Origin of the sequence: Desulfuromonas sp. AOP6 (genome assembly GCF_009731355.2) — a bacterium.
GTDB lineage: Bacteria > Desulfobacterota > Desulfuromonadia > Desulfuromonadales > SZUA-540 > SZUA-540.
Genome location: NZ_AP022810.1, coordinates 1,304,952 through 1,325,180 on the forward strand (window position 1 = coordinate 1,304,952; position 20,229 = coordinate 1,325,180).

The window sequence follows — 20,229 nt, forward strand, 5'->3', positions numbered from 1 at the left end:
TGTCTTATGGAAAAGGCACTTAAACTTCTTCACGGTGATCTGGTTCGTGTCGAAGCCCAATTTGGAGAATATCTCGAATCGGACGTTCTGCTGATTCGCAAGGTTGGCGAATATGTTCTGGCGAGCGGGGGCAAGCGCATACGTCCTCTGCTGTTGCTCCTTAGTGCCCGCCTCGCCGGTTACCAGGGAGACCGGCATGTCGGTCTTGCCGCCGTGATTGAGTTTATTCATACCGCCACGCTGCTCCATGACGATGTGGTGGACAGTGCCGTCTTGCGTCGGGGGGCTGCCTCGGCCAATTCGGTATGGGGCAATGAAGCCTCGGTTCTGGTTGGTGATTTTCTTTTTGCCAAATCCTTTTCTCTCATGGTTCGCTATGGCAGCCTTGATATTCTTCGTGTTTTGGCCGACGCCACCACGACGATCGCCGAAGGGGAAGTCCAGCAGCTGATCAACACCTGCGATATTGATTTGTCCGAAGAAAACTACATGAATGTGGTGCGGGACAAGACGGCTGTTCTTATTGCGGCCGCCTGTCAATGTGGCGGAATTCTGGGGGGCTGCGATGAGAAACAGCAGCGAGCCCTCAGTGAGTTCGGCCTCGATCTGGGAGTGGCCTTTCAGTTCATGGACGACATCCTTGATTATGTCGCCGACGAATCAGAATTCGGTAAAGCCAAAGGGCACGATCTGGCCGAGGGGAAAATGACTTTGCCCCTTATCTATGCGGTCAGTCATTGTTCTGCTGAAGAGAGAGCAAGGGTTGAAGAAATCATCGGAAAAGATGAGCTCGAAACGGATGATCTGGACTTCGTCGTGGAGCTCATCGAACGCACCGGAGGTCTTGAATATACCCGTGACCGTGCGGCTTCTCTGGTCGCCCACGCCACCCGCTATCTGGATATTTTTCCTAATGATGAGGCGAAGGTAGCTCTTTGCGAGCTGGCCGAATATGTCGTGAGTCGCCGAAAGTAACTGGGCATTTGCCTGTGTTTTAACCGTACCCATCCCGCAAAATCACCCTCCGACGTTCAGCCGGCGGGTGATTTTTTTTGTGCTGACACTTGCAATATACTGAAAATATTGCGATTACTTAGTGGCTGATGTTTGGCTCGGAACTTGCTCACCCAACAGATTGCCAGCCGGGGACAACCCGGATAACTTCTCTGCATATGCGAGGCGGTCATGAGTGAGGAAACACTTGTCCATAGCTGTCGTGTTCATTTCAGCGGTCACGACTACGATGTTTTTGTTTACAGCCGACCGGATGGCAGTCATCTGGCCAAGACCTTTTTTACTTCCCGCGACGTTATCATCAGTGATGGCATAACCCTTGACGAAGCTCTGACCAAACACCAGCATTTGTTGCCCCTGGCGGTGACTTCCCGCGATATTCTGAGGCAGTTCCGCAAAGAAAACTGACCCAGTCACTCCCAGGCGTTATGCCGTTTGTTTTTCTTTAGCCGTATCCCTTTCCCTGCTATACTCCCGCCATGCCGCGCCTCAATCTTCACAAAAAACTGTTGATGGCTTTCTGGGTCATCGCCCTGGCTCCCCTTGTTTTCCTGGCGGTCAACTCGAATCAGAGCATACGGAAGGTTGAATCGATACTCGTCGAGAACGCCTCCACTGCTCTCGACGACCAGGCCGCCAAAGCTCTTGTCCTCCGGGCTCAAATGGTGGCCTCGGAGGTCAGTGCTTTTTTAAGGACAGCTGAATCTGATCTCTTTGATCTGGCTGCTCTGCCGGTCGCGGCAAAACCATACCAGGATTTTTACAATCGTCATCGCCGGCAAATCTGGTATCGCGGTGGTACCAATGCAAATCCTGTAGAGATGCGGGAGGTCGTTCCCCTTTATTCGGAGCTTACATTTATTGATGCACGGGGGCAGGAAAAACTCCGTATTGTTGAAGGGAAAGTCTCACCCGTCTTGCGGGATGTCTCACAGCCCGCCAATACGACCTACCTCTCGGAAACCTATTTTGACCAAGCGCGGCACCTGCCGGCAGGACAGATCTCCGTCTCTCGACTGACGGGCTGGCATGTGAATAAAGAAGATCAGCTCCAGGGACAACCGACCCCCGAATCCGCCATAGAGGGACGTTCATACCAGGGCGTGATCAGGCTGGCGACGCCCCTCAGACAGGAAAACGGCGACCTGATGGGTGTTGTCGTCCTTTCCTTGGACCATCGGCATCTGATGGAATTCACGCAACATATCATTCCCACGGAAGAGCATTATGTTGTTTTCCCGTCCTACGACAGCGGGAACTATGCCTTCATGTTCGATGATGAAGGATGGATGATAACGCATCCAAAATACTGGGATATTCGTGGCCTTGACGACCTGGGTGGCCTGGTGCCGCCCTACACGGTTGAATCTTCCCCTGAAGCGGTGGAAAAAGGCGTCATTCCGTATAATCTGCTTTTTGCCGGGTTTGTTCATCCAAATTATCCCGTGGCGGCCGCCGAGGTATTTGCCGGGCGATCGGGGGTGGTCGATGTCACGAATGTAGGCGGCTCCCAGAAGATCATGGCTTATGCCCCCATCTTTTACGACCGCAGTGTTTACGCGGAAAAGGGGGTCTTCGGAGGGATAACCATCGGTGCGGAATTGGCAAATTTCCACCGACCGGCTCTGATGGCCTCCACATCGATCCGTCGCGAAATCAGCCGCTTTACCAGTCATACAGGCCTGCTGATCGGTGTGACCGGGTTGATTGTCGTGGCCGCCGCCTATCTGCTTTCCCGCAGTATTGGTCGGCCTCTTCTCCAGCTGACCGAGGGGACGAAGGAAATGGCCAGAGGGAATCTCGACGCCAGAGTGACCGTACCCAGCCGGGACGAGGTGGGCGAGTTGGCGCAATCCTTCAATGCGATGGCGGATGAGTTGCGCCGGCGTCATGAAAAGCTTGTCAAGACCCTGGCTGACCTGCGCAGTTCCCGCTATGAAATTTTACGGGAGAGAAATTTCAAGCAAACTATCGTCGAGAATATCGAGACCGGTGTCCTCACCCTGGATCCTGAAGGTCGGGTGACCTCGGCCAACAGCCCGGTCCTGCGTATCCTGAACCTGGATCGGGCACAGAACCCGGTTCCCCTCGAGCAGGCACTGACGTCCTGGCCTGAAATTTGGGAGGCCCTCGCAAAACCATTGGCAGAAAGCGTGGGCGGTTTCTGGAGCCAATATTTCTATCTTGAACGGGCCGGCAAACACCAGACCTTTCGCATCGCCTTGCTTCCTGTCGCCTTCAGCGGCGAAAGGGGAAGGATCGTCACGGTTGAGGACCTGACTGAGCGCACCAATATGCGGCGACGCATGGAGCGCATGGAGCGTCTCGCTTCCCTCGGTCGCCTGTCGGCGGGCATTGCCCATGAGATACGAAATCCCCTGACAGGTGTCAGTCTTCTTCTCGATGAACTGCATGACCGTCTGCTGCGTTTTCCCGACGACCAGAATCTTATTCGTCGGGCCTTGGAGGAGATGGAGCGACTCGAAGGTCTGGTGAATGAATTGCTTAATTTTTCAGTCCCTTCCGCGCCATCGCTGATGCGGACAGATGTCGCCGATGTCCTTCGCGAGACGCTTTTCTTCTGTCAGAAGCAACTGCAGAAGTCAGGGATAACCCTGCAGGAAGAGATCGCTACGAACCGTCCCCTTGTCCCTCTTGATTTTCCCAAGATGAAGCAGGCCTTTCTCAATCTTGTCACCAACGCCATTCAGGCCATGCCGAAGGGGGGAATTCTCCGAGTGCTCATCGGCTTTAACGAGGAACAGGTCACCATTTCATTTGCCGATACGGGGCAGGGCATCGCCCCCGACCTTGTCCCGCTGATTTTTGAGCCTTTTTATACCAATAGGGGAGGGGGCACCGGCCTGGGGCTTTCCATTACCCATAATATTGTGTCCGACCATGGGGGACGCATCGAGGTGGAAAGCCGTCCCGGTGCGGGAAGCACTTTCACCATCTGGCTGCCCGTTCATCCCGAGCAGCGTCCAGATCACGACAGTTGAGCCCTGTATGAGCCTGGATCCTTCCTGCCCTGGGTGGCTAAAATCCACCTTTTTTGGCCTTGCCTTTCCTGCCTTGCCCACCTAATATGTCCCTTCGCCGGCTTTTTCTGGCCAACGCCGGCCGATCTGAAGATAAAAGCGTGGAGTTCTAGAACCTATGGAAAAAATTCTGATCGTGGATGACGAGGCATTTATCCGCGAAAACCTTGAGCGCATTCTGTCGGAGGAAGGGTATCGCCCCTTTTCGACGGATAACGGTGACGACGCACTGAAAAAAATCGTGGAAGAAGAGGTTGATCTTGTCTTTCTCGATCTCAATCTGGGCAGCCAGAGCGGCCTCGACATTCTGCGGGCCATCAAGGAAGTCGACCCTAAAGTTCTGGTCATTATCATTACCGGCTACGGTACGGTCGAAAGCGCGGTTGAGGCTCTCAAGCTGGGGGCCTACGACTACATCAAAAAACCTTTCAAAGCGGATGCCATTCGCCTGATTGTGCGCCTGGCCCTGGAAGCCCAGCACCTGCGGCGAGAAGTCCGCCAACTGCGGCGCGAAGGCAAAGATGCTCTTGGCGCCGCAGATATGGTGGGTTCCAGTCCCCAGTTGCTGCAGATCTATCGCCAGATGCGAGAAGTCGCCAAACACGAAACGGCCACTGTGCTCATTACCGGGGAGAGCGGTACCGGCAAGGAGCTGGTCGCCCGTGGGATCCACAACCTGTCTCCGCGCAAAGACCGCCCTTTTATCGAAATCAACTGCGGCTCACTGCCGTTCAACCTACTGGAAACGGAGCTTTTTGGCCACGAACGAGGGGCCTTTACCGATGCGAAATCTCGCAAAATCGGTCTGTTTGAAGAGTCGAGCGGTGGCACCATTTTTCTGGATGAAATCGGGGAGATGGATCTCAATCTGCAGGTCAAGCTTCTGCGGGTCCTTGAGGACCGTAAGATCAGGCGGTTGGGAGGCACCCGCAATATAGACATTGATGTTCGGGTGATTGCCGCGACGAATCGGGATCTTAAAGAGGCTATTATCGAAAAGAACTTCAGGGAAGATCTCTATTACCGGCTCAACGTCTTTCCCATTCACGTTCCGCCTCTACGCGAGCGTCGTGATGATATTCCGCCCCTGCTCGACTATTTTTTCAAACGCTTTAGCGGGGTCTTTAAAAAGAACATCCGGGAGATATCTCGTGAAGCCCTGGATCTCCTTCTGCGTTACCGCTGGCCCGGCAACGTGCGGGAACTTCGCAATGTCGTTGAACGTATCTGCATCATGAACCAGGGCGAGGTTCTGACGCCGGAAACCCTTCCGCGTGAGATATGGGGTGAAGCACCCCTGGAAAAGGCTCACTTCCACTTTGATATCCCCCCTGAAGGGATCATGTTCGAGCAAATCGTGGAGCAGGTCGAAAAAGAGATTATCGGCAGGGCCATTCAGATCACCGGTGGCAATGTGGCCAAAACGGCGCGATTGCTCAATGTTCCGCGAGGAACGCTCCGCTACAAACTGGAAAAATATGAACTTGGTGGTGACGATTCATAAGTAAAATGTTTCGCCGGACACTCCTTTCATCTGATTGACAGCCTCCCTTGTTGCAGGGGAGGCTTTTTCTTTTACAGCAGTGCGATATCTTTCAGAAAAATTAAGTTTGTTTACTTTCTGTTTCCGAGGCTGTTGTGTGTGGCCAAAAAAGGCCATGCCTTGTCCCTTGTTTTACGCAAAAACTATTATCTGGCCTTAAATGTGGCCAAAAGAAGCCAGTTTTAGGCAGTGGTCCCGAGACCCCGTCTGTCCATATTTATAACAGCATTTTAATTCCATCGTCTGTTGTTGTTGAAAAAAAGGTTTAAAAACAGTCGTGTATACATACGTCCAGAGATCCATCCGCTGGTTTATCAGCCCTTGGCACTAGGGTTGCTTACAGAAGGCAGTCCTTGAAACAAATGCCCTTTTCAACCTGTAATCAATCCCGGTGCAAGGAGAGAGATCAAATATGTTTTCCGTACTGATTGACCGTCTCTGGAATATGCATGACGAGACGAAAAAACTCGTTCTTTTTAACCCTAAGTCTCTGATCAAGGATATCAAGAAGAACCTTGCCTTCAACAGTTCCAACCCCGAGCATGATGCCGATCTGTCCGAAGAACTGGAGGATGCCCCAGCGGAGCATGCCCGTCGGATAAAGTCGAGCCCTGGCGGCATCGAGGAAGGGGAGCCACGGGAATACACCACCCGTCAAAAAATAGGACTATTTCTTGGTCCCGTACTGGCTGGGCTGATGCTTGTCATCCCCACCCCCGCCGGCATGACGCCTGAGGCGCAGAAAATGGCCTCCATTGCTCTGCTCATGGCCAGCTGGTGGATGTGTGAATCCATCCCTATTCCGGCGACCAGTCTGCTGCCCATCGCCCTTTTCCCGCTGTTCGGGCTTATGCCTACCGGTAAGGCGACTGCTCCTTATGCCAGCCATCTTATCTTCCTGTTCATGGGCGGTTTTATCATAGCTCTGGCCATGCAGCGCTGGAATCTGCATCGGCGCATCGCCATGAACATTGTCAAGACGGTCGGTTTTTCTCCCAGTCGGTTGATTTTTGGCTTCATGGTGGCCACGGCGGCCCTGTCGGCTTTCGTTTCCAATACGGCGACGGCAGTTATGATGATGCCCATCGGCCTTGCTATAATCAGCCATGTGGTGGAGGAGGGTAAAAAGGAAGGGCTGGACAAAGAGATAGATTTCTCTCCTGAAAATTTTGCCTTTGGCCTCAATCTCATGCTGGGCATTGCCTATGCCGCTTCTATTGGCGGCATCGCCACCCTGATCGGCACACCTCCCAATACCGTGCTGGCGGGTTATCTGCAGAAGACTTACGGCTATGAGATCAGCTTCGCCAAGTGGCTTCTTGTCGGGGTTCCCCTGGTAGTGGTCATGCTGCCGCTGACCTGGCTGTGGCTGACCCGGGTGGCCAACCCCATGAAACTGAAAAAGGTTCCGGGCGGGCGCGACCTGATCAATGCCGAGTTGAAGGAAATGGGTCCCATGAATACCGGTGAAAGGTGGACGGCTCTGATCTTCACCTTGACGGCCCTGGGCTGGATTTTCCGTAAGCAGATCGGTTTTCTCTTTCCTGACCCTAAAATGGTCACTGATGCGGCTATCGGCATGACAGGTGCTCTGCTCCTCTTCCTCATCCCGATCAACATGAAAAAGAACACCTTTGTCATGGACTGGCATTGGGCTTCCAAGATGCCCTGGGGTGTGTTGATTCTTTTCGGTGGCGGTCTCGCCCTGGCCGACGGTTTCAAGGTGACCAAGCTGGCCGACTGGATCGGCAGTCAGGTCAGCCTGCTGGCGAACGCCCCGACGTTCATTCTGATTGTCGCCGTCGCCACCCTGATCATCTACCTGACGGAATTGACCTCCAATACGGCAACGGCTGCCATGGTGATGCCTATTTTGTCGGCCGTCGCTATCGGCCTCGGGCAGAATCCTCTCTTGCTGGTGGTGCCTGCCGCCATCGCCGCCTCCTGCGCCTTTATGCTGCCGGTGGCGACACCACCCAACGCCATTGTCTTTGGGTCCGGCTATGTCACGATTCCGCAGATGGTCAAGAGCGGTTTTGGTCTCAATATCATCGGCATTATTCTCGCTGTTGTCATCACCTATGCCCTGGTGATTCCGGTCTTTGGTGTTGTGGTCGATCAGGTACCCCAATGGGTGGTGGCTGCCGGCAAGTAACTCGTAAAGAAATTCTTTTGTGACCCTGTCCCCTCAGGGTCTTTGCGCCCCGTTCCATGCCCTCCTCCGGAACGGGGTTTTTTTTATCCCTATAATGCTCTATCGGCAACATTGCGTCCGGTCTGCGGGAGTGGTAAAAATAAGACTCCGGAGGCCACCATGAACACCTTGCTGCGTCACAGAATAGAGGTCAGAGGAATCGTCCAGGGCGTCGGTTTCCGACCCTTCGTTTACCAGACGGCCATGCGGTTCGGGCTGTCGGGGTGGGTTCTTAATGATTCCGACGGTGTGGTGCTTGAGGTGGAAGGGGAGAAAGCGCACCTCGACGCGTTTGCCTCGGTGCTGCGGGATCAACCTCCCCCCCTGGCGGCCGTGGCAGAGATCCTTGTTAATGAAATCCCGGTGACGGGCGAGGGAAGTTTTATCATTCGCCAGAGCCAGAGACACGGGCATCGCTCTACCGAAATTTCTCCTGACACCTTCGTCTGCGCCGATTGCCTTACAGAGCTTTTTGACCCCGCCGATCGCCGTTTCCGCTACCCATTCATTAATTGCACCAACTGCGGTCCCCGCTACACCCTCGTGACCGATGTTCCTTATGATCGTGGTTACACGACCATGGCCGGGTTTACGATGTGTCCCGCCTGTCAGCAGGAATATGACGATCCTTCTTCCCGCCGCTTTCATGCCCAGCCCAACGCCTGTCCGGACTGCGGTCCACAGGTTCTCTTGCGGGATGCCTCGGGACAGGTGGTGAATACGACCAATCCCGTAAGTGAGGCGGTCTCTCTTCTCTCGCAAGGCTGTATTCTGGCCGTGAAAGGGGTTGGCGGCTATCATCTGGCGGTCGATCCCTGCCATGATCAGGCTTTACGGAGACTGCGGCGGCGAAAAGGGCGCGATGAAAAGCCCTTTGCCCTGATGGCGGCCGACGTGACAACGGCGCGGCGTCTTGCTGTGATTGATGAGGACGGCAGACGGTTGCTGGAGAGTACGGAGCGTCCCATCGTCCTGCTCCCACAGCGATCAGGTCATGGTCTGTCGCCGCAGGTCGCTCCGCAGAATCGCTATTTCGGCCTCATGCTTCCTTATACGCCTCTGCACTATCTGCTTCTTCGTGACCATTTCGATGCCCTCGTCATGACCAGTGCCAATTTCAGCGAAGAGCCCATTGTCTTTCGGGATGAAGATGCCATGGAGACATTGCGAGGCCTGGCCGACTATACGCTGGAACACAACCGGCCCATCCACATACGCACCGACGATTCCATTGTCCGCATTCTTGGCGGGCGCGGCCTTTTGTTGCGCCGCTCCCGCGGGTTTGTGCCACGGGCCATCCGTCTGAGCTGTCAGACGGAACCCGTTCTGGCCGTGGGGGCCGAACTCAAAAATACCCTTTGCCTGACGCGCGGTCACCAGGCCTATATGAGTCAGCACATCGGTGATCTCAAAAGTCCCGAGGTCTTTCGTTCTTTCCTGCAAACCTTTGACCACTTCCGCCATATTTTTGGAGTAGATCCCGCTATTGTGGCCCATGATCTTCATCCCGACTATCAGTCGACAGGCTTTGCCCAGCAGTTGCAGGGCAAGATGCTGGTGGGAGTCCAGCATCATCATGCCCATTTGGCCAGCTGTCTGGCGGAAAACTGCTTTGACGGTGAGGCCATCGGCGTTGTTTTTGACGGAGCCGGTTACGGCGAGGATGGTCATGTCTGGGGAGGGGAGTTTTTGCTGGGGGATTGTCGGGATTTCCGCCGAGCCGGGCATCTGGCCTATCTGCCCATGCCGGGGGGGGATGCGGCCACCCGCGAACCGCTGCGCATGGGGCTCAGTGCGCTCTTTCACGCTTTTGGCCGGGAATTGCCGGGCCACCAGATGGTTGATGATCTCCCATCGGCTGAAATCCAGTTTTATCTGCAGATGATGGAACGTGGTCTCAATACGCCGCTGACCTCAAGTTGCGGCCGCCTTTTCGATGCGGTGGCCGCTTTGGCCGGTCTACGCTATCGGGTGAGCTACGAGGGGCAAGCGGCCCTCGAACTGGAAATGGCCATTCCGGAAACCCCTTGCGAGGAAGCGTATTCCTTTGTCCTGGAAAGGAGAGGGGAGGAACTTATTGTCAATCCTGCTGAGGTGTTTCGTGCCGTGGTGAAAGACAGACGGCAAGGTGTGGACGCCGGCCATATCAGCCTGCGCTTTCATAACGGCCTCGCCCGCATGATTCTGGATTCCTGCCTTTCTCTGCGGGATCAATACGGTCTTCAGAACGTGGCCTTGAGCGGCGGGGTTTTTCAGAATCGATACCTGACGGAAAAGGCGCGGGCTCTTCTGCAGGCGGCTGGCTTCCATGTCCTCCTCCATTCCCTCGTTCCCCCCAATGATGGCGGCATTTCTCTGGGACAAGCTGTCGTGGCGGCGCAGCGCACTGAAGCAGGCCGGCCGGGCTGTTGAAAGGCTAGATCCCGAGGAGCTGGGCCAGCTGCAGAAGAACCTGGTCGATCGGTCGCAGCCCTGAGTTCAGAACTTTTTCCAGATCGGTAAAAGCGACCTTGCCGCAACTCAGGCCGACCATCTTCCCCGAATCCCCCCTCATGAGAGCATCGACAGTGCCGGCCCCGAAACGGGCGGCGAGGACGCGGTCAAAGGTGCTGGGCGATCCTCCGCGCTGATAATGTCCCAGAACCATGATGCGGGTCTCAAAGCCGACCTTGTCCTTGATCTGCTCACCAATGGTCTGGGCCTGTCCAACCCCCTCGGCCACCATGATGATCGAGTTGTCTCGTCCTTCTTCAAAGCGCCGCTTCAGATTGGCGCAGATTGCCTCGATATCGTAAGGCATTTCCGGGATAAGTGCGTGCTCGGCGCCACAGGCAATGGCGGCCACAACCGCCAGATAGCCGCATTTTCTGCCCATGGTTTCCACCAGGAAAGCGCGGTCGTGGGACGATGCGGTGTCTTTAAGGCAGTCGACGGCATGGATGATATTGTTCAGAGCCGTGTCGACGCCCAGAGACATATCGGTAAAGGGGATATCGTTGTCAATGGAGGCGGGAATGCCGATAACCGGAATGCCCCGCTTGTGCAATGCCTGGGCGCCGCGAAGAGAGCCGTCACCGCCGATCACCACCAGTCCCTCCACCTGGTGCCTTTTCAGCGTGGCCACGGCTGCATCAAGACCTTCTGCCGTGTGCATTTCAGGGCAGCGCGCGCTCTGCAAAAAGGTGCCCCCCCGTTGTAGAATGCCGCTGACCGAGCGGGTCGTCAGCGGTTCGGCCAGGTCGTTTATGAGGCCGTAATAGCCCTTTTGAAAACCGACGATATCAAGTTTTTCAGCCAGGGCGGCGCGAACCACCGCCCGTATGGCGGCGTTCATTCCCTGACAGTCACCGCCACTGGTTAATACAGCCAATTTTTTCATATAGGGCCTCTCCGCCTGAAAAGATTTTATCTCCGATCAACACCCATGAGTTAACCACGGACCGGCACTTTGTCAAAGAGTTGTCCCGTGGATAAGATCGGCCAAGATCACCTTATCCTATGTCAGGACCCTGCCCGATGTCATTCGCCAGACACTGCTGCCTCCTGTCAAATCTGCGAGCGTCCTCCACCGCCCTTCGGTCGGCCCTCCTTCTGTTTCCGCTCCCTGAATCATGACAAGAAAGAACACCTCTGGTGCCGAAGCCTTGGCGCGCGGATTTTCTTTGTGCTACCCTGAAGGCGGTTTTGAAAAACTGTGTCTGTTGAATTCTCATCATTCAAGGAGATCCAATGATCCGTCCAACCTTTCAACGTCTGGGACTGTTTCTGTTTCTGGTTGGTCTGCTTTGTCTGCCATCCTTTGGCACGGCGGCGACTCTCGAAACCAAAGTCCAGGAGCATACTCTGGCTAACGGGCTGAAGCTTCTCCTCGTGGAGCGCCATGACTCACCCACCTTTGCCGCGTACATTACTCTCGGAGTGGGAGCTACCGACGAAACCAGTGAAAATCGTGGAGTGGCCCACTTGCTTGAGCATATGCTCTTCAAGGGGACGAAGACATTGGGTACCACCGATTACGAGAAAGAAAAGCCCCTTTTGGAAGCTATCGAACGCACAGCTGTGCAACTTGATGCCTTGAAGAGGGCTGGAGACAAGGCCGACCCAGACACTTTGGCCCGGCTCCAGCAGGAACTTAAGGCCTTGCAGGAGCGCCACAAGGAGTTTGTCGTCAAGGATGAATTCAGCCGTATTTACGCGGAAAACGGCGGGGTAGGTTACAACGCTTTTACCAGCAAGGATCTGACGACCTACCTGGTTTCGTTGCCGGCCAACAAGCTGGAGCTCTGGGCCGCCATTGAGTCTGATCGCATGAAAAACGCTGTCCTGCGCGAATTCTATACCGAACGGGAGGTTGTGCAGGAGGAGCGCCGACGGTCCTACGAGACGAATCCGGCCGGCATGCTCTATGAAAACTTGCTTGCCACAGCTTTTACCATGCATCCCTATCGCTATCCGATCATTGGCTGGCATTCGGATATCGCCAATCTGAGTCTGGCCAAGACCCGGGCGTTTCATGACGCCTATTATGCCCCGGTCAATACCGTCATTGCTCTGGTCGGCGACATCGATGCCGACGAAGCGATCGATACGGTGGAAAGGTACTTTGGCGACATCCCGCCTGGAATACCCGTGGCCGGGGTTGAGGCCGTCGAGCCGGCCCAGCGCGGCGAGAAGCGCATTCATATTACCTTTGAGGCCGAACCCCAACTGCAGGTGGCTTTCCACAAGCCGACCCTGCCGGAGCGTGACGATTATGTCTTCGACCTCATCGACCTTATTCTGGGGCAGGGCCGCACCTCCCGGCTCTATCGCTCGCTGGTGGTGGAAAAACAGCTGGCCACGGCCGTCTCGACCTATGGGGCTCCTGGCTCGCGTTATCCCAATCTCTTTGTCATCTCTGCCGTGCCCCGCTATCCCCATTCGTTAGCCGAGGTCGAGGCCGCCATTTATGGGGAACTCGAGCGTCTCAGCCGCGAACCCGTATCCGAACAGGAGTTGGAGGGTGCCAGAAATCGCCTTCGCGCCGACCGCCTGCGTTATCTCAAAGGCAACAGCGGCCTTGCCCGCATGCTCACCTTCTATCAGACCGTGGCGAGAGACTGGCGGTATCTGGTGAATTACGACCGGGTAATGGACACGATTACCGCCGAGGAGATCGTCGACGTCGCCCGCCGTTATTTTCGTGCAGAAAACCGCACGGTAGCCAGCCTGAGCAAGGAGGGGATTTGAGCATGAAGTGGATAAAGGTTTGTCTTCTGGTTCTGCTGGCGTTCGGGGTTAACGCCTGTCTTCCGTCAGAAAAGGTGGTCGATCCCCGGCAGCTTTCTTTTGCGCCTCTGAGGTTTCAGGTGCCGGACGTCGAGCAGCTGACTCTGCCCAATGGCATCCGGCTTTATCTGAAAGAAGACCCTGAGTTGCCGCTGGTCGATGTTACGGCCATGGTTGGGGCGGGCAGAATCGGAGATCCCGGGGACAAAGTCGGGCTGGGGGATCTCTTCGCCGCCGCCCTGCGGACGGGGGGGGCTGGGGATTATCCACCTGACCCTTTCGAGGAATCTCTTGAGTTTCTCGCCGCGGATCTGTCGGTGGCGGCATCCACCTATGACACCACTTTGCATCTGTCGGTGCCGGCCAAAGACTTCGACAAGGGCCTGGAACTTTTCGCCCAGCTCCTTCTGGCCCCCCGCTTTGATCCGGAACGTCTCGAAATTTCCCGCAAACAGGCCCTGGAAGGTCTTCGCCGCCAGGATGACATGCCGGGCTCTCTGGCGCAAAGGGCCCTAATGGCCGCCCTTTATCCCGGGCATCCCCTGGGGACACACCCCGAGGAGAAAAGCCTGCAGGCTATAGAGCGTCAGGATCTGCTCGATTTTCACCGAACATACTTCAAACCCGGCAATCTCTGGCTGGCCATCTCCGGTGATTTCGATCGCGCGCAGCTGTTGAACCGTCTGGAGACCCTCTTTGGCCAATGGGCGGATGATGATTTCGTTCCCCAGGCTGTTCCCGCCGTACCGGAGTCTGCGGCGCCGGCTCTGTGGGTGGCTGCCAAGGATATCCCCCAGACGACCATTCTGCTGGGAGAGGTTGGTCTTGAAAAGTCGGCTCCCGATCTGCAGGCTGCCCGTGTCATGAACTATATTCTCGGCGGTGGCGGTTTCAACGCCCGACTCATGCGGGAAATCCGTTCCAACCGGGGTCTGGCCTATTCCGTTTATTCCTATTACCAGATCGGCAGAAAACTTCCCGGCCCCTTTGTAGCCGGTAGTGAAACCAAAAGCAGCTCCACGCTGGAAGTGGTGCAGCTGATGCTTGCCCATATGGAACGCATGCGACAGGAACCGGTAAGCGAAGAAGAGCTGCGTCTGGCCAAAGAGAGTCTCATCAACTCCTTTGTCTTCGCTTTTACCGATACCCATGAGGTCGTCACTCAGACCATGCGCCTCGATTTTTACGACTACCCAGCCGGTTATCTGGAAACGTATCGGGACAAGGTGGCCGAGGTGACGATCGCGGATGTCCAAGCGGCCGCCAATCGGTATTTGCACCCCGATTCTCAGGCTATTGTTCTGGTGGGTATGGGTGAAGATTTTTTCGAGATAGGCAAGGCGCTGAAACGGCCTGTGCAGTATATCCCGACGGTCTCTGACCCTTGAACGGTGTTGACTGTCTCTAGTTCTCACCTGGCTTATTTTTGAGATAAGCAACTCATTTTATTGCAAAAAGGCCAAGGTATGCTCTAATTGTTCCAGGCCAAGGTTCCCCTGATTTGTCCTTTGTTGGAGGCTTTATGACGGTTGAAATTGATATCCTTGCCTTGATTGTCGTTGTTGCGGCTGTTCTCCTTGTCGCTTTTTTAATCCCAATGATGATTCAGACAAAAAAAACAGCGCGGCAGATCGATGAATTTATTGCTCTGGCCCAGCGGGATGTTCTGCCCATGCTGCGTGAACTGCGGGAGGCGTCTGAACGTATCAACAGGGCTTCAGCCAAGGCCGAACAGGGTGTAGAACAGGTTGAAGGTCTGATGCAGTCGGTAGGGGAGGTCGGTGACTCGATTCACCGCGTCAACCATTTCCTTCAGCATGACGTGGGTCGCTATATGGGGAATGCAGCTGGAATCTGGCTGGGCATTCGAGCCGCCAGCAAGGTGCTGCTTCGGGAAATGAACAAGAACAAAGGAGGTGACTGATCATGGCAGATGATTACAGAGGTTGTGGTGCTGGATCCGTTTTTCTGGCATTTGTTATGGGGGCTGCTATCGGTGGGGGGATTGCTCTGTTGACGGCTCCTCGGTCCGGTAGCGAGACGCGTGGAAAAATACGGGATCTCAGTGACGAAACGCTGGACAGGATGAAGGAACTCACCGATGAGGCTGAGGGCCGCCTGAAAGGTGTCGTTGACGAAGGCCGCGAACTGTTAAACGAGAAAAAAGATTTGATCCAGGCGGCCATTGAGGCCGGCAAACAGGCCATGGAGGCCGAGAAGGCCAAAAAGAAAGAGGCTTGAGGTGAATCGACCAAAAAGCCCACGCTGATGTGGGCTTTTTGGTGTCCGGAATCTGAGGTGCAAGGGGTAGCGCATGACAGAATGGAAGGAAAAGCTCGAACGTCTGGTACGTTTTGCCAAGACGGGCAATCTTGAAATTGACGAGAAATGGGTGGGGCGCCAAAAGAAGTTTCTGGTCAACCCGGCCAGAGTCGCCGCCCTGGTGTTTCATGATTTCTTCGCCGATGGCTGTCTCATACGAGCCTCCGCGCTGACTTACACCACTCTCCTTTCCCTGGTGCCGCTGCTGGCCCTCATGTTCGCCCTGCTTAAAGGTCTGGGGGTGCAGAACACCCTTGAGCCGATTATTCTGCAAAATCTGGCCGTCGGTTCCGAAGATATCGTATCCCAGGTTATCACCTACATCAATAATACCCATGTCGGCCGTCTAGGGATGGTCGGCCTTCTAGCGCTGTTGGTTACCGTTACCACCCTGATGACCAACATCGAAAAAAGTTTTAATCATATCTGGGGTGTTCAGGAAACCCGCCCTCTCATCCGCCGGTTCTCTGACTACTTTTCGGTGCTCACTATTGGACCCCTGCTGGTTATTGCCGCCATTTCCATTACGTCTACTCTGCAGAGTGAAACCTTTGGCGCCAAAATAGAAGCCTTGCCTTATGTCTGGCAGACCTTTCTGTTCTTCCTGAAATTTGTCCCCTATGTAGGCATGTGGATTGTTTTTACAGTTCTTTATCTCTTCATGCCTAACGGCAAGGTCAGCTACACGGCGGCTATCATCGGTGGCGTCTTTGGCGGAACCCTCTGGCAACTAGCTCAGTGGGCGTATGTGGAATTTCAGATCGGCATGGCTCGCTACAACGCCATTTATGGGACGATGGCGGCGCTGCCTATCCTCATGGTCTGGATCTATATAAGTTGGCTCATTGTCCTGCTTGGTCTCGAAGTGACCTATGCCTGGCAGCATCTGCGGTTGGTTCCGAGCGATGTGCGGGCAGAACAGGTAAGTTATGCCTGCCGGCAGCATATCGCGCTGGTCATCCTGCTGCTGGTGGCCAAAAGATTTTATCAGGGAAAACCGGCCTGGACGCTGGAAGATTTTGCCCTGGAACTGGGCTTGCCGCCACGCTTGGCGGACAGCGTCCTCAGCCGTCTGGTGCATCTGGGGCTTCTGAGCAAGGGAGGAGACGAGCGGGAACCCCTGGTTTATCAGCCGGGACGTTCGCCTGAAACCCTGAAAGTTGCCGATATCCTTAAAGCCCTTGAAGATGAAGGGATTCGATACGAAAGGATGCCATCTTCGTCCGAGAGGCAGCTTGTGCGCGATTTGGAAAATCAGATTAAAACGACAGAAATAGACGCTCTTCAGGGTGTTACCTTGCAAGACCTGGTGAATCGTCTCGCGGATAATGACGGTGAAAAAACGGAGAAGGAAGCTGCGGCTACTTAAAAAGTACGCAGGGAAAAGGCGCCATCTTCATAAACGGCATAGCTGTACTGGGTGATCCAGTCCCCTAAGGCGATAAGAGTGCCCTCGGCGGAAGAATCGAACAGGGGTGTGTGGAAATGACCCGTGATGACCGCTTGGTGGCCTTCAACGAATAGGTGATTCGCATGGCGGCGCAGCGCCTGTTCGGGCAGATGATGGCCTTGTTTGCCGCCCCGACGTTCTTTGCTGCGACGGCTGCCCCAGCGTGAGATAGCCCAGGTCAGGTCGGGTGGTACGATGGCCATGAGAAAGGTGAGAAAGCGGCTACGAAGAAAACGCCTCAGCAGCCGGTATCCCTTGTCCTCCTGATTGACCAGGTCGCCGTGGCCAATATAGACTTTTATGCCGTCAATGGTGATGGAACCGCCGTCGGGGAGAATGTGACAGCTGAGTTCATTCCTGAAATAGGGACCGAGGTTGAAATCGTGATTCCCTTCGACATAAACGATTTCCACCCCCTGGCCGCGCAATCGTCGCAAGGCTTCAAGCAGCGGTACATAAGGGGAAAATACCACGCTCCGGTAGCCAACCCAGAACTCAAAGATATCGCCAAGAAGATAGAGGGTGCGTATCCCCGCTCCCTCCGATTCGAGAAAATGGAGAAGGCGCTGATAGTTGCTGTCAGCGGGGTTTAACAGGTGGGCATCGGCGAGGAAGATATCTTTCATGGGGCGACTATAGTGAGCGTGAAAAGCAAAGTCAAGCGGCCTGCAAGGATCTGGTTCCATCGACGTGTCGCCTTTTATCGAGGGAAGAAATGATCGAGACATTTTATACTCTTCATCCCGTGATGCAGGCCTTTCTGGCTACGTGCATGACCTGGCTGGTGACATCCCTAGGTGCCAGCGCGGTTTTTTTCAGCCGTCAGCCCAGCCGGAAAATGCTCGATATCATGCTCGGCTTCGCGGCCGGGGTCATGATCGCCGCCAGCTACTGGTCCCTGCTGGCTCCGGCCCTTGAAATGGCGGAAAGTCAGGGGAGCGTGCCCTGGGTTCCTGCCGCAGTGGGTTTTTTGGCCGGGGGCTTTTTTTTGCGTCTGGTCGACAAGTTTCTGCCGCATCTGCACCTCTTTCTGCCAAGAAGCGAGGCTGAAGGGATCACCACCAAGTGGCGACGCAGCACTCTTTTTGTGCTGGCCGTCACCCTGCATAACATTCCGGAAGGACTGGCGGTAGGGGTGGCCTTCGGCGCTGTTGCCGCCGGGCTCCCCTCGGCGACAGCCCCGGCCGCCATGGCGCTTGCCATCGGCATCGCCATTCAGAATTTCCCCGAAGGGATGGCGGTATCAGTCCCCTTGCGGCGAGAAGGGGTTTCCCGTTTTAAAAGTTTTATGGCAGGCCAGTTTTCTGGCATGGTCGAGGTCTTTGCCGGAGTGATCGGCGCCGCCACCGTGATGATTTCCCAGCCTATCCTGCCCTATGCCTTGTCCTTTGCCGCCGGCGCCATGATTTTTGTCGTCGTTGAGGAGGTGATTCCTGAGTCTCAGAGCGGCAATCATGCCGATGCCGCCACTATGGGCGTTATGCTGGGGTTTACCGTGATGATGATTCTTGATGTCGCTCTGGGGTGATGTGGGAAGAGATATGATGAAAAAAACAGTCCTGCTTCTGGGTCTCTGTCTTTTGCTGACAGGCTGTATTACGGTCAAAGGACTGCTGGCTCCAGGTGCGGCGCCCCTCAAAGAGCATGTGGTCCTAGGGGAGGGTCGCGCAAAAATTCTGGTGGTCGATATCAGCGGTATCCTGGTTATGGACCGTCTGGGACCCGACTTTTTTAGCAAGCGTGATCCTGTGTTGTCCCGGATGCGGGAAGAACTGGATCTTGCCCGCAAGGACAAAAACATTATCGGGCTGCTTCTGCGTATCGACAGTTCCGGCGGGTCGGTCACGGCGAGCGATATCCTCTACCACGAAATTTCCCGTTTCGGACGAGAACGACAATTACCTATTGTCGCCCTCGTCCTCGATAAGGCACTTTCGGGTGGCTACTATGTGGCCCTTGCCGCCGATGAAATCATCGTTCATCCCACCTCCGTGGTCGGGGGCGTAGGCGTGGTGGCCCTCAAATTCAACCTGGCCGGGCTGCTGGAAAAGTGGGGAATCGCCGACGATAGCGTCAAGAGTGGCGAATATAAGGACTTCTGGTCACCACTGCGGGCCAGCAGCCCTGAAGAGGCCGCCCTGATGCAGGGGATCACCGACCGTCTGCATCAGAGATTCATCGACCTGGTAGCGGCACGCCGCGGCATCAAGGATTGTACCTTGAAGCAGGTTGCAAAAGGCACCCTGTTCGATGCGAAGCCCGCCCAGGCCCTTCGCCTGGTCGATTCTCTCGGTTATTTCGATGAGGCTGTAGAACGGGTCTCCCAACTGGCGGGCGTGGAAAAGGCCAGGGTCATTATCTACCGCCGTCCCGGCGCCAGGGCCGGCAGTATCTATGCCGCCTCCAACCCCGTGTTGCATACGATGATGCGCCTGGAGGGAATTGCTGAGGAAATGACAGGTCCTTCTTTCCGATACCAGGTGGCCCCGTGAGCCATGCCACCGCAGACGAAAACATCCCCAGGATTTCTGTCCGGATTCGTGTCGGTCTCAAAGGCGGTTTCCAGACGACTTTCAAACTCCTGAAATTTGTTCTACCCCTGTATGTGGCTGTCGACCTGCTCAAGGGCACGGCTGTGGTTGAAATCATCGGCAGCTGGTTCGCCCCGCTGATGAAGCTTTTTGGATTGCCTGGCGAAGCCGCTTTTGCCTTTGTAGCCGCCTTTCTGCTTAACCTCTATGCGGCGATTGCCATCATGGCTCCCTTGGATTTGACCCCCTGGCAGGTTACCCAGTGTGGGTTGATGATGGGGATTGCCCACAATCTGCTGCTCGAAGGGGCTGTTCTTGGCTCCACGGGTGCTCGGGGTGGCGTCCTCACCGCCTGCCGCCTGCTCATTGCCATGCTCGTCGGCCTTGCGATGCAGGGTCTGCACACCCTTGGAGGCTGGTGATGGAAGCTCTTGTCCCGGCCGTGCTGGGTGCCCTGAAACTGGCCCTTAAATTGGTCATCATTATCGTTCCCCTGGTGACGCTCTTTGAGGTGCTCCGCTATATGCCCATCTTTCGCCGCGCGGGACGTGCCGTGGATCCTCTTATGCGCGGCATGGGGTTGACGAGGGATGCCGCCGTTCCCCTTTTTACCGGCATTTTCCTCGGTATTGCCTACGGCGCCGGCATCATCATCCGGGTGGCGCAGGAAAAGAAACTGCCCAAGCGGGAGCTCTTTCTGATGGGACTGTTTCTCGCCACCTGCCACGCGGTCGTGGAAGATACGCTCATTTTTGTGGTTATAGGCGGCGATGCCTGGATCATGCTCGGGGTCAGGGTATTGATTGCCGTTGCCCTGACCGCTCTGCTGGCGAGGCTGTGGAAACTGCGAAACGACTGACAGAAAC

General features: G+C 55.4%; 17 protein-coding genes. 15 read left to right on the plus strand and 2 right to left on the minus strand.

What is annotated here, in order from left to right; translation table 11 throughout:
• The first annotated feature begins 6 nt into the window (after positions 1-6).
• The 6 genes from AOP6_RS06140 to hypF all read left to right on the plus strand — a co-directional run bounded on the left by AOP6_RS06140 (position 7) and on the right by hypF (position 10,204).
• Positions 7-975, plus strand: a complete 969-nt coding sequence (locus AOP6_RS06140) for a polyprenyl synthetase family protein (RefSeq protein WP_155875718.1) — start codon at positions 7-9, stop codon at positions 973-975.
• A gap of 210 nt (positions 976-1,185) precedes the next feature.
• Complete coding sequence (locus AOP6_RS06145) at positions 1,186-1,422, plus strand: hypothetical protein (RefSeq protein WP_155875719.1); 237 nt, start codon at positions 1,186-1,188, stop codon at positions 1,420-1,422.
• 104 nt (positions 1,423-1,526) lie between these two features.
• Positions 1,527-4,016 carry a PAS domain-containing sensor histidine kinase gene (locus AOP6_RS06150; RefSeq protein ID WP_213194793.1) on the plus strand — a complete coding sequence of 830 codons (2,490 nt, stop codon included), beginning with the start codon at positions 1,527-1,529 and terminating at the stop codon, positions 4,014-4,016.
• Positions 4,017-4,173: 157 nt separating this feature from the next.
• A complete protein-coding gene (locus AOP6_RS06155; RefSeq protein WP_155875721.1) occupies positions 4,174-5,559 on the plus strand; it encodes a sigma-54 dependent transcriptional regulator in 1,386 nt (461 codons plus the stop codon).
• A 451-nt stretch (positions 5,560-6,010) separates the two neighbouring features.
• Positions 6,011-7,753: an SLC13 family permease gene (locus AOP6_RS06160; protein ID WP_155875722.1), complete on the plus strand. Its 1,743-nt coding sequence runs from the start codon at positions 6,011-6,013 to the stop codon at positions 7,751-7,753.
• Positions 7,754-7,912: 159 nt separating this feature from the next.
• On the plus strand, positions 7,913-10,204 hold the full coding sequence (hypF, locus tag AOP6_RS06165; protein WP_155875723.1) for a carbamoyltransferase HypF: 2,292 nt from the start codon (positions 7,913-7,915) through the stop codon (positions 10,202-10,204).
• 4 nt (positions 10,205-10,208) lie between these two features.
• On the opposite strand, the gene pfkA is transcribed toward hypF, so the two are convergent.
• Positions 10,209-11,171 (minus strand): 6-phosphofructokinase, encoded by a 963-nt coding sequence (gene pfkA, locus AOP6_RS06170; RefSeq protein WP_155875724.1) that lies wholly within the window; start codon positions 11,169-11,171, stop codon positions 10,209-10,211.
• 350 nt (positions 11,172-11,521) lie between these two features.
• Between pfkA and AOP6_RS06175 the strand changes: the two genes are divergently transcribed.
• From AOP6_RS06175 to AOP6_RS06195, 5 genes are all read left to right on the plus strand, one after another.
• Positions 11,522-13,021 (plus strand): pitrilysin family protein, encoded by a 1,500-nt coding sequence (locus tag AOP6_RS06175; RefSeq protein WP_155875725.1) that lies wholly within the window; start codon positions 11,522-11,524, stop codon positions 13,019-13,021.
• 2 nt (positions 13,022-13,023) lie between these two features.
• Positions 13,024-14,448, plus strand: coding sequence for a pitrilysin family protein (locus tag AOP6_RS06180; protein ID WP_155875726.1), 1,425 nt, complete (start codon positions 13,024-13,026; stop codon positions 14,446-14,448).
• 134 nt (positions 14,449-14,582) lie between these two features.
• Positions 14,583-14,984: a DUF948 domain-containing protein gene (locus AOP6_RS06185; protein WP_155875727.1), complete on the plus strand. Its 402-nt coding sequence runs from the start codon at positions 14,583-14,585 to the stop codon at positions 14,982-14,984.
• Between the two features lie 2 nt (positions 14,985-14,986).
• The gene (locus tag AOP6_RS06190) at positions 14,987-15,301 is read left to right on the plus strand and encodes a YtxH domain-containing protein (protein WP_155875728.1); all 315 of its coding nucleotides are present in this window, start codon (positions 14,987-14,989) and stop codon (positions 15,299-15,301) included.
• A 73-nt stretch (positions 15,302-15,374) separates the two neighbouring features.
• Positions 15,375-16,751, plus strand: coding sequence for a YhjD/YihY/BrkB family envelope integrity protein (locus AOP6_RS06195; protein ID WP_155875729.1), 1,377 nt, complete (start codon positions 15,375-15,377; stop codon positions 16,749-16,751).
• Here AOP6_RS06195 and AOP6_RS06200 read toward each other — a convergent pair.
• Positions 16,748-17,518, minus strand: a complete 771-nt coding sequence (locus AOP6_RS06200; RefSeq protein ID WP_213194794.1) for a UDP-2,3-diacylglucosamine diphosphatase — start codon at positions 17,516-17,518, stop codon at positions 16,748-16,750. The genes AOP6_RS06195 and AOP6_RS06200 overlap by 4 nt on opposite strands.
• Before the next feature lie 29 nt (positions 17,519-17,547).
• Here AOP6_RS06200 and AOP6_RS06205 point away from each other — a divergent pair, with 29 nt between their 5' ends.
• From AOP6_RS06205 to AOP6_RS06220, 4 genes are read left to right on the plus strand one after another with little or no spacing between them, the layout of a single operon-like run.
• Positions 17,548-18,360 carry a ZIP family metal transporter gene (locus tag AOP6_RS06205; RefSeq protein WP_155875731.1) on the plus strand — a complete coding sequence of 271 codons (813 nt, stop codon included), beginning with the start codon at positions 17,548-17,550 and terminating at the stop codon, positions 18,358-18,360.
• A gap of 13 nt (positions 18,361-18,373) precedes the next feature.
• Positions 18,374-19,324 carry a signal peptide peptidase SppA gene (gene sppA / locus AOP6_RS06210; protein ID WP_213194795.1) on the plus strand — a complete coding sequence of 317 codons (951 nt, stop codon included), beginning with the start codon at positions 18,374-18,376 and terminating at the stop codon, positions 19,322-19,324.
• The gene (locus AOP6_RS06215; protein WP_213194796.1) at positions 19,321-19,785 is read left to right on the plus strand and encodes a nucleoside recognition domain-containing protein; all 465 of its coding nucleotides are present in this window, start codon (positions 19,321-19,323) and stop codon (positions 19,783-19,785) included. The genes sppA and AOP6_RS06215 overlap by 4 nt, the downstream gene beginning before the upstream one ends.
• Positions 19,785-20,222 carry a nucleoside recognition domain-containing protein gene (locus AOP6_RS06220; protein WP_155875734.1) on the plus strand — a complete coding sequence of 146 codons (438 nt, stop codon included), beginning with the start codon at positions 19,785-19,787 and terminating at the stop codon, positions 20,220-20,222. Before AOP6_RS06215 ends, AOP6_RS06220 begins: the two co-directional genes overlap by 1 nt.
• The last annotated feature ends 7 nt before the right edge of the window (positions 20,223-20,229 follow it).

Coding starts and splice junctions, on each gene's coding strand:
- pfkA (WP_155875724.1), bottom strand. CDS start 11,171: ATGAAAAAATTGGCTGTATTAACCAGTGGCGGTGACTGTCAGGGAATG.
- AOP6_RS06220 (WP_155875734.1), top strand. CDS start 19,785: ATGGAAGCTCTTGTCCCGGCCGTGCTGGGTGCCCTGAAACTGGCCCTT.
- AOP6_RS06155 (WP_155875721.1), top strand. CDS start 4,174: ATGGAAAAAATTCTGATCGTGGATGACGAGGCATTTATCCGCGAAAAC.
- AOP6_RS06185 (WP_155875727.1), top strand. CDS start 14,583: ATGACGGTTGAAATTGATATCCTTGCCTTGATTGTCGTTGTTGCGGCT.
- AOP6_RS06160 (WP_155875722.1), top strand. CDS start 6,011: ATGTTTTCCGTACTGATTGACCGTCTCTGGAATATGCATGACGAGACG.
- AOP6_RS06205 (WP_155875731.1), top strand. CDS start 17,548: ATGATCGAGACATTTTATACTCTTCATCCCGTGATGCAGGCCTTTCTG.
- AOP6_RS06195 (WP_155875729.1), top strand. CDS start 15,375: ATGACAGAATGGAAGGAAAAGCTCGAACGTCTGGTACGTTTTGCCAAG.
- AOP6_RS06140 (WP_155875718.1), top strand. CDS start 7: ATGGAAAAGGCACTTAAACTTCTTCACGGTGATCTGGTTCGTGTCGAA.
- AOP6_RS06175 (WP_155875725.1), top strand. CDS start 11,522: ATGATCCGTCCAACCTTTCAACGTCTGGGACTGTTTCTGTTTCTGGTT.
- AOP6_RS06145 (WP_155875719.1), top strand. CDS start 1,186: ATGAGTGAGGAAACACTTGTCCATAGCTGTCGTGTTCATTTCAGCGGT.
- AOP6_RS06150 (WP_213194793.1), top strand. CDS start 1,527: ATGGCTTTCTGGGTCATCGCCCTGGCTCCCCTTGTTTTCCTGGCGGTC.
- AOP6_RS06200 (WP_213194794.1), bottom strand. CDS start 17,518: ATGGAACCAGATCCTTGCAGGCCGCTTGACTTTGCTTTTCACGCTCAC.
- sppA (WP_213194795.1), top strand. CDS start 18,374: ATGATGAAAAAAACAGTCCTGCTTCTGGGTCTCTGTCTTTTGCTGACA.
- AOP6_RS06190 (WP_155875728.1), top strand. CDS start 14,987: ATGGCAGATGATTACAGAGGTTGTGGTGCTGGATCCGTTTTTCTGGCA.
- hypF (WP_155875723.1), top strand. CDS start 7,913: ATGAACACCTTGCTGCGTCACAGAATAGAGGTCAGAGGAATCGTCCAG.
- AOP6_RS06180 (WP_155875726.1), top strand. CDS start 13,024: ATGAAGTGGATAAAGGTTTGTCTTCTGGTTCTGCTGGCGTTCGGGGTT.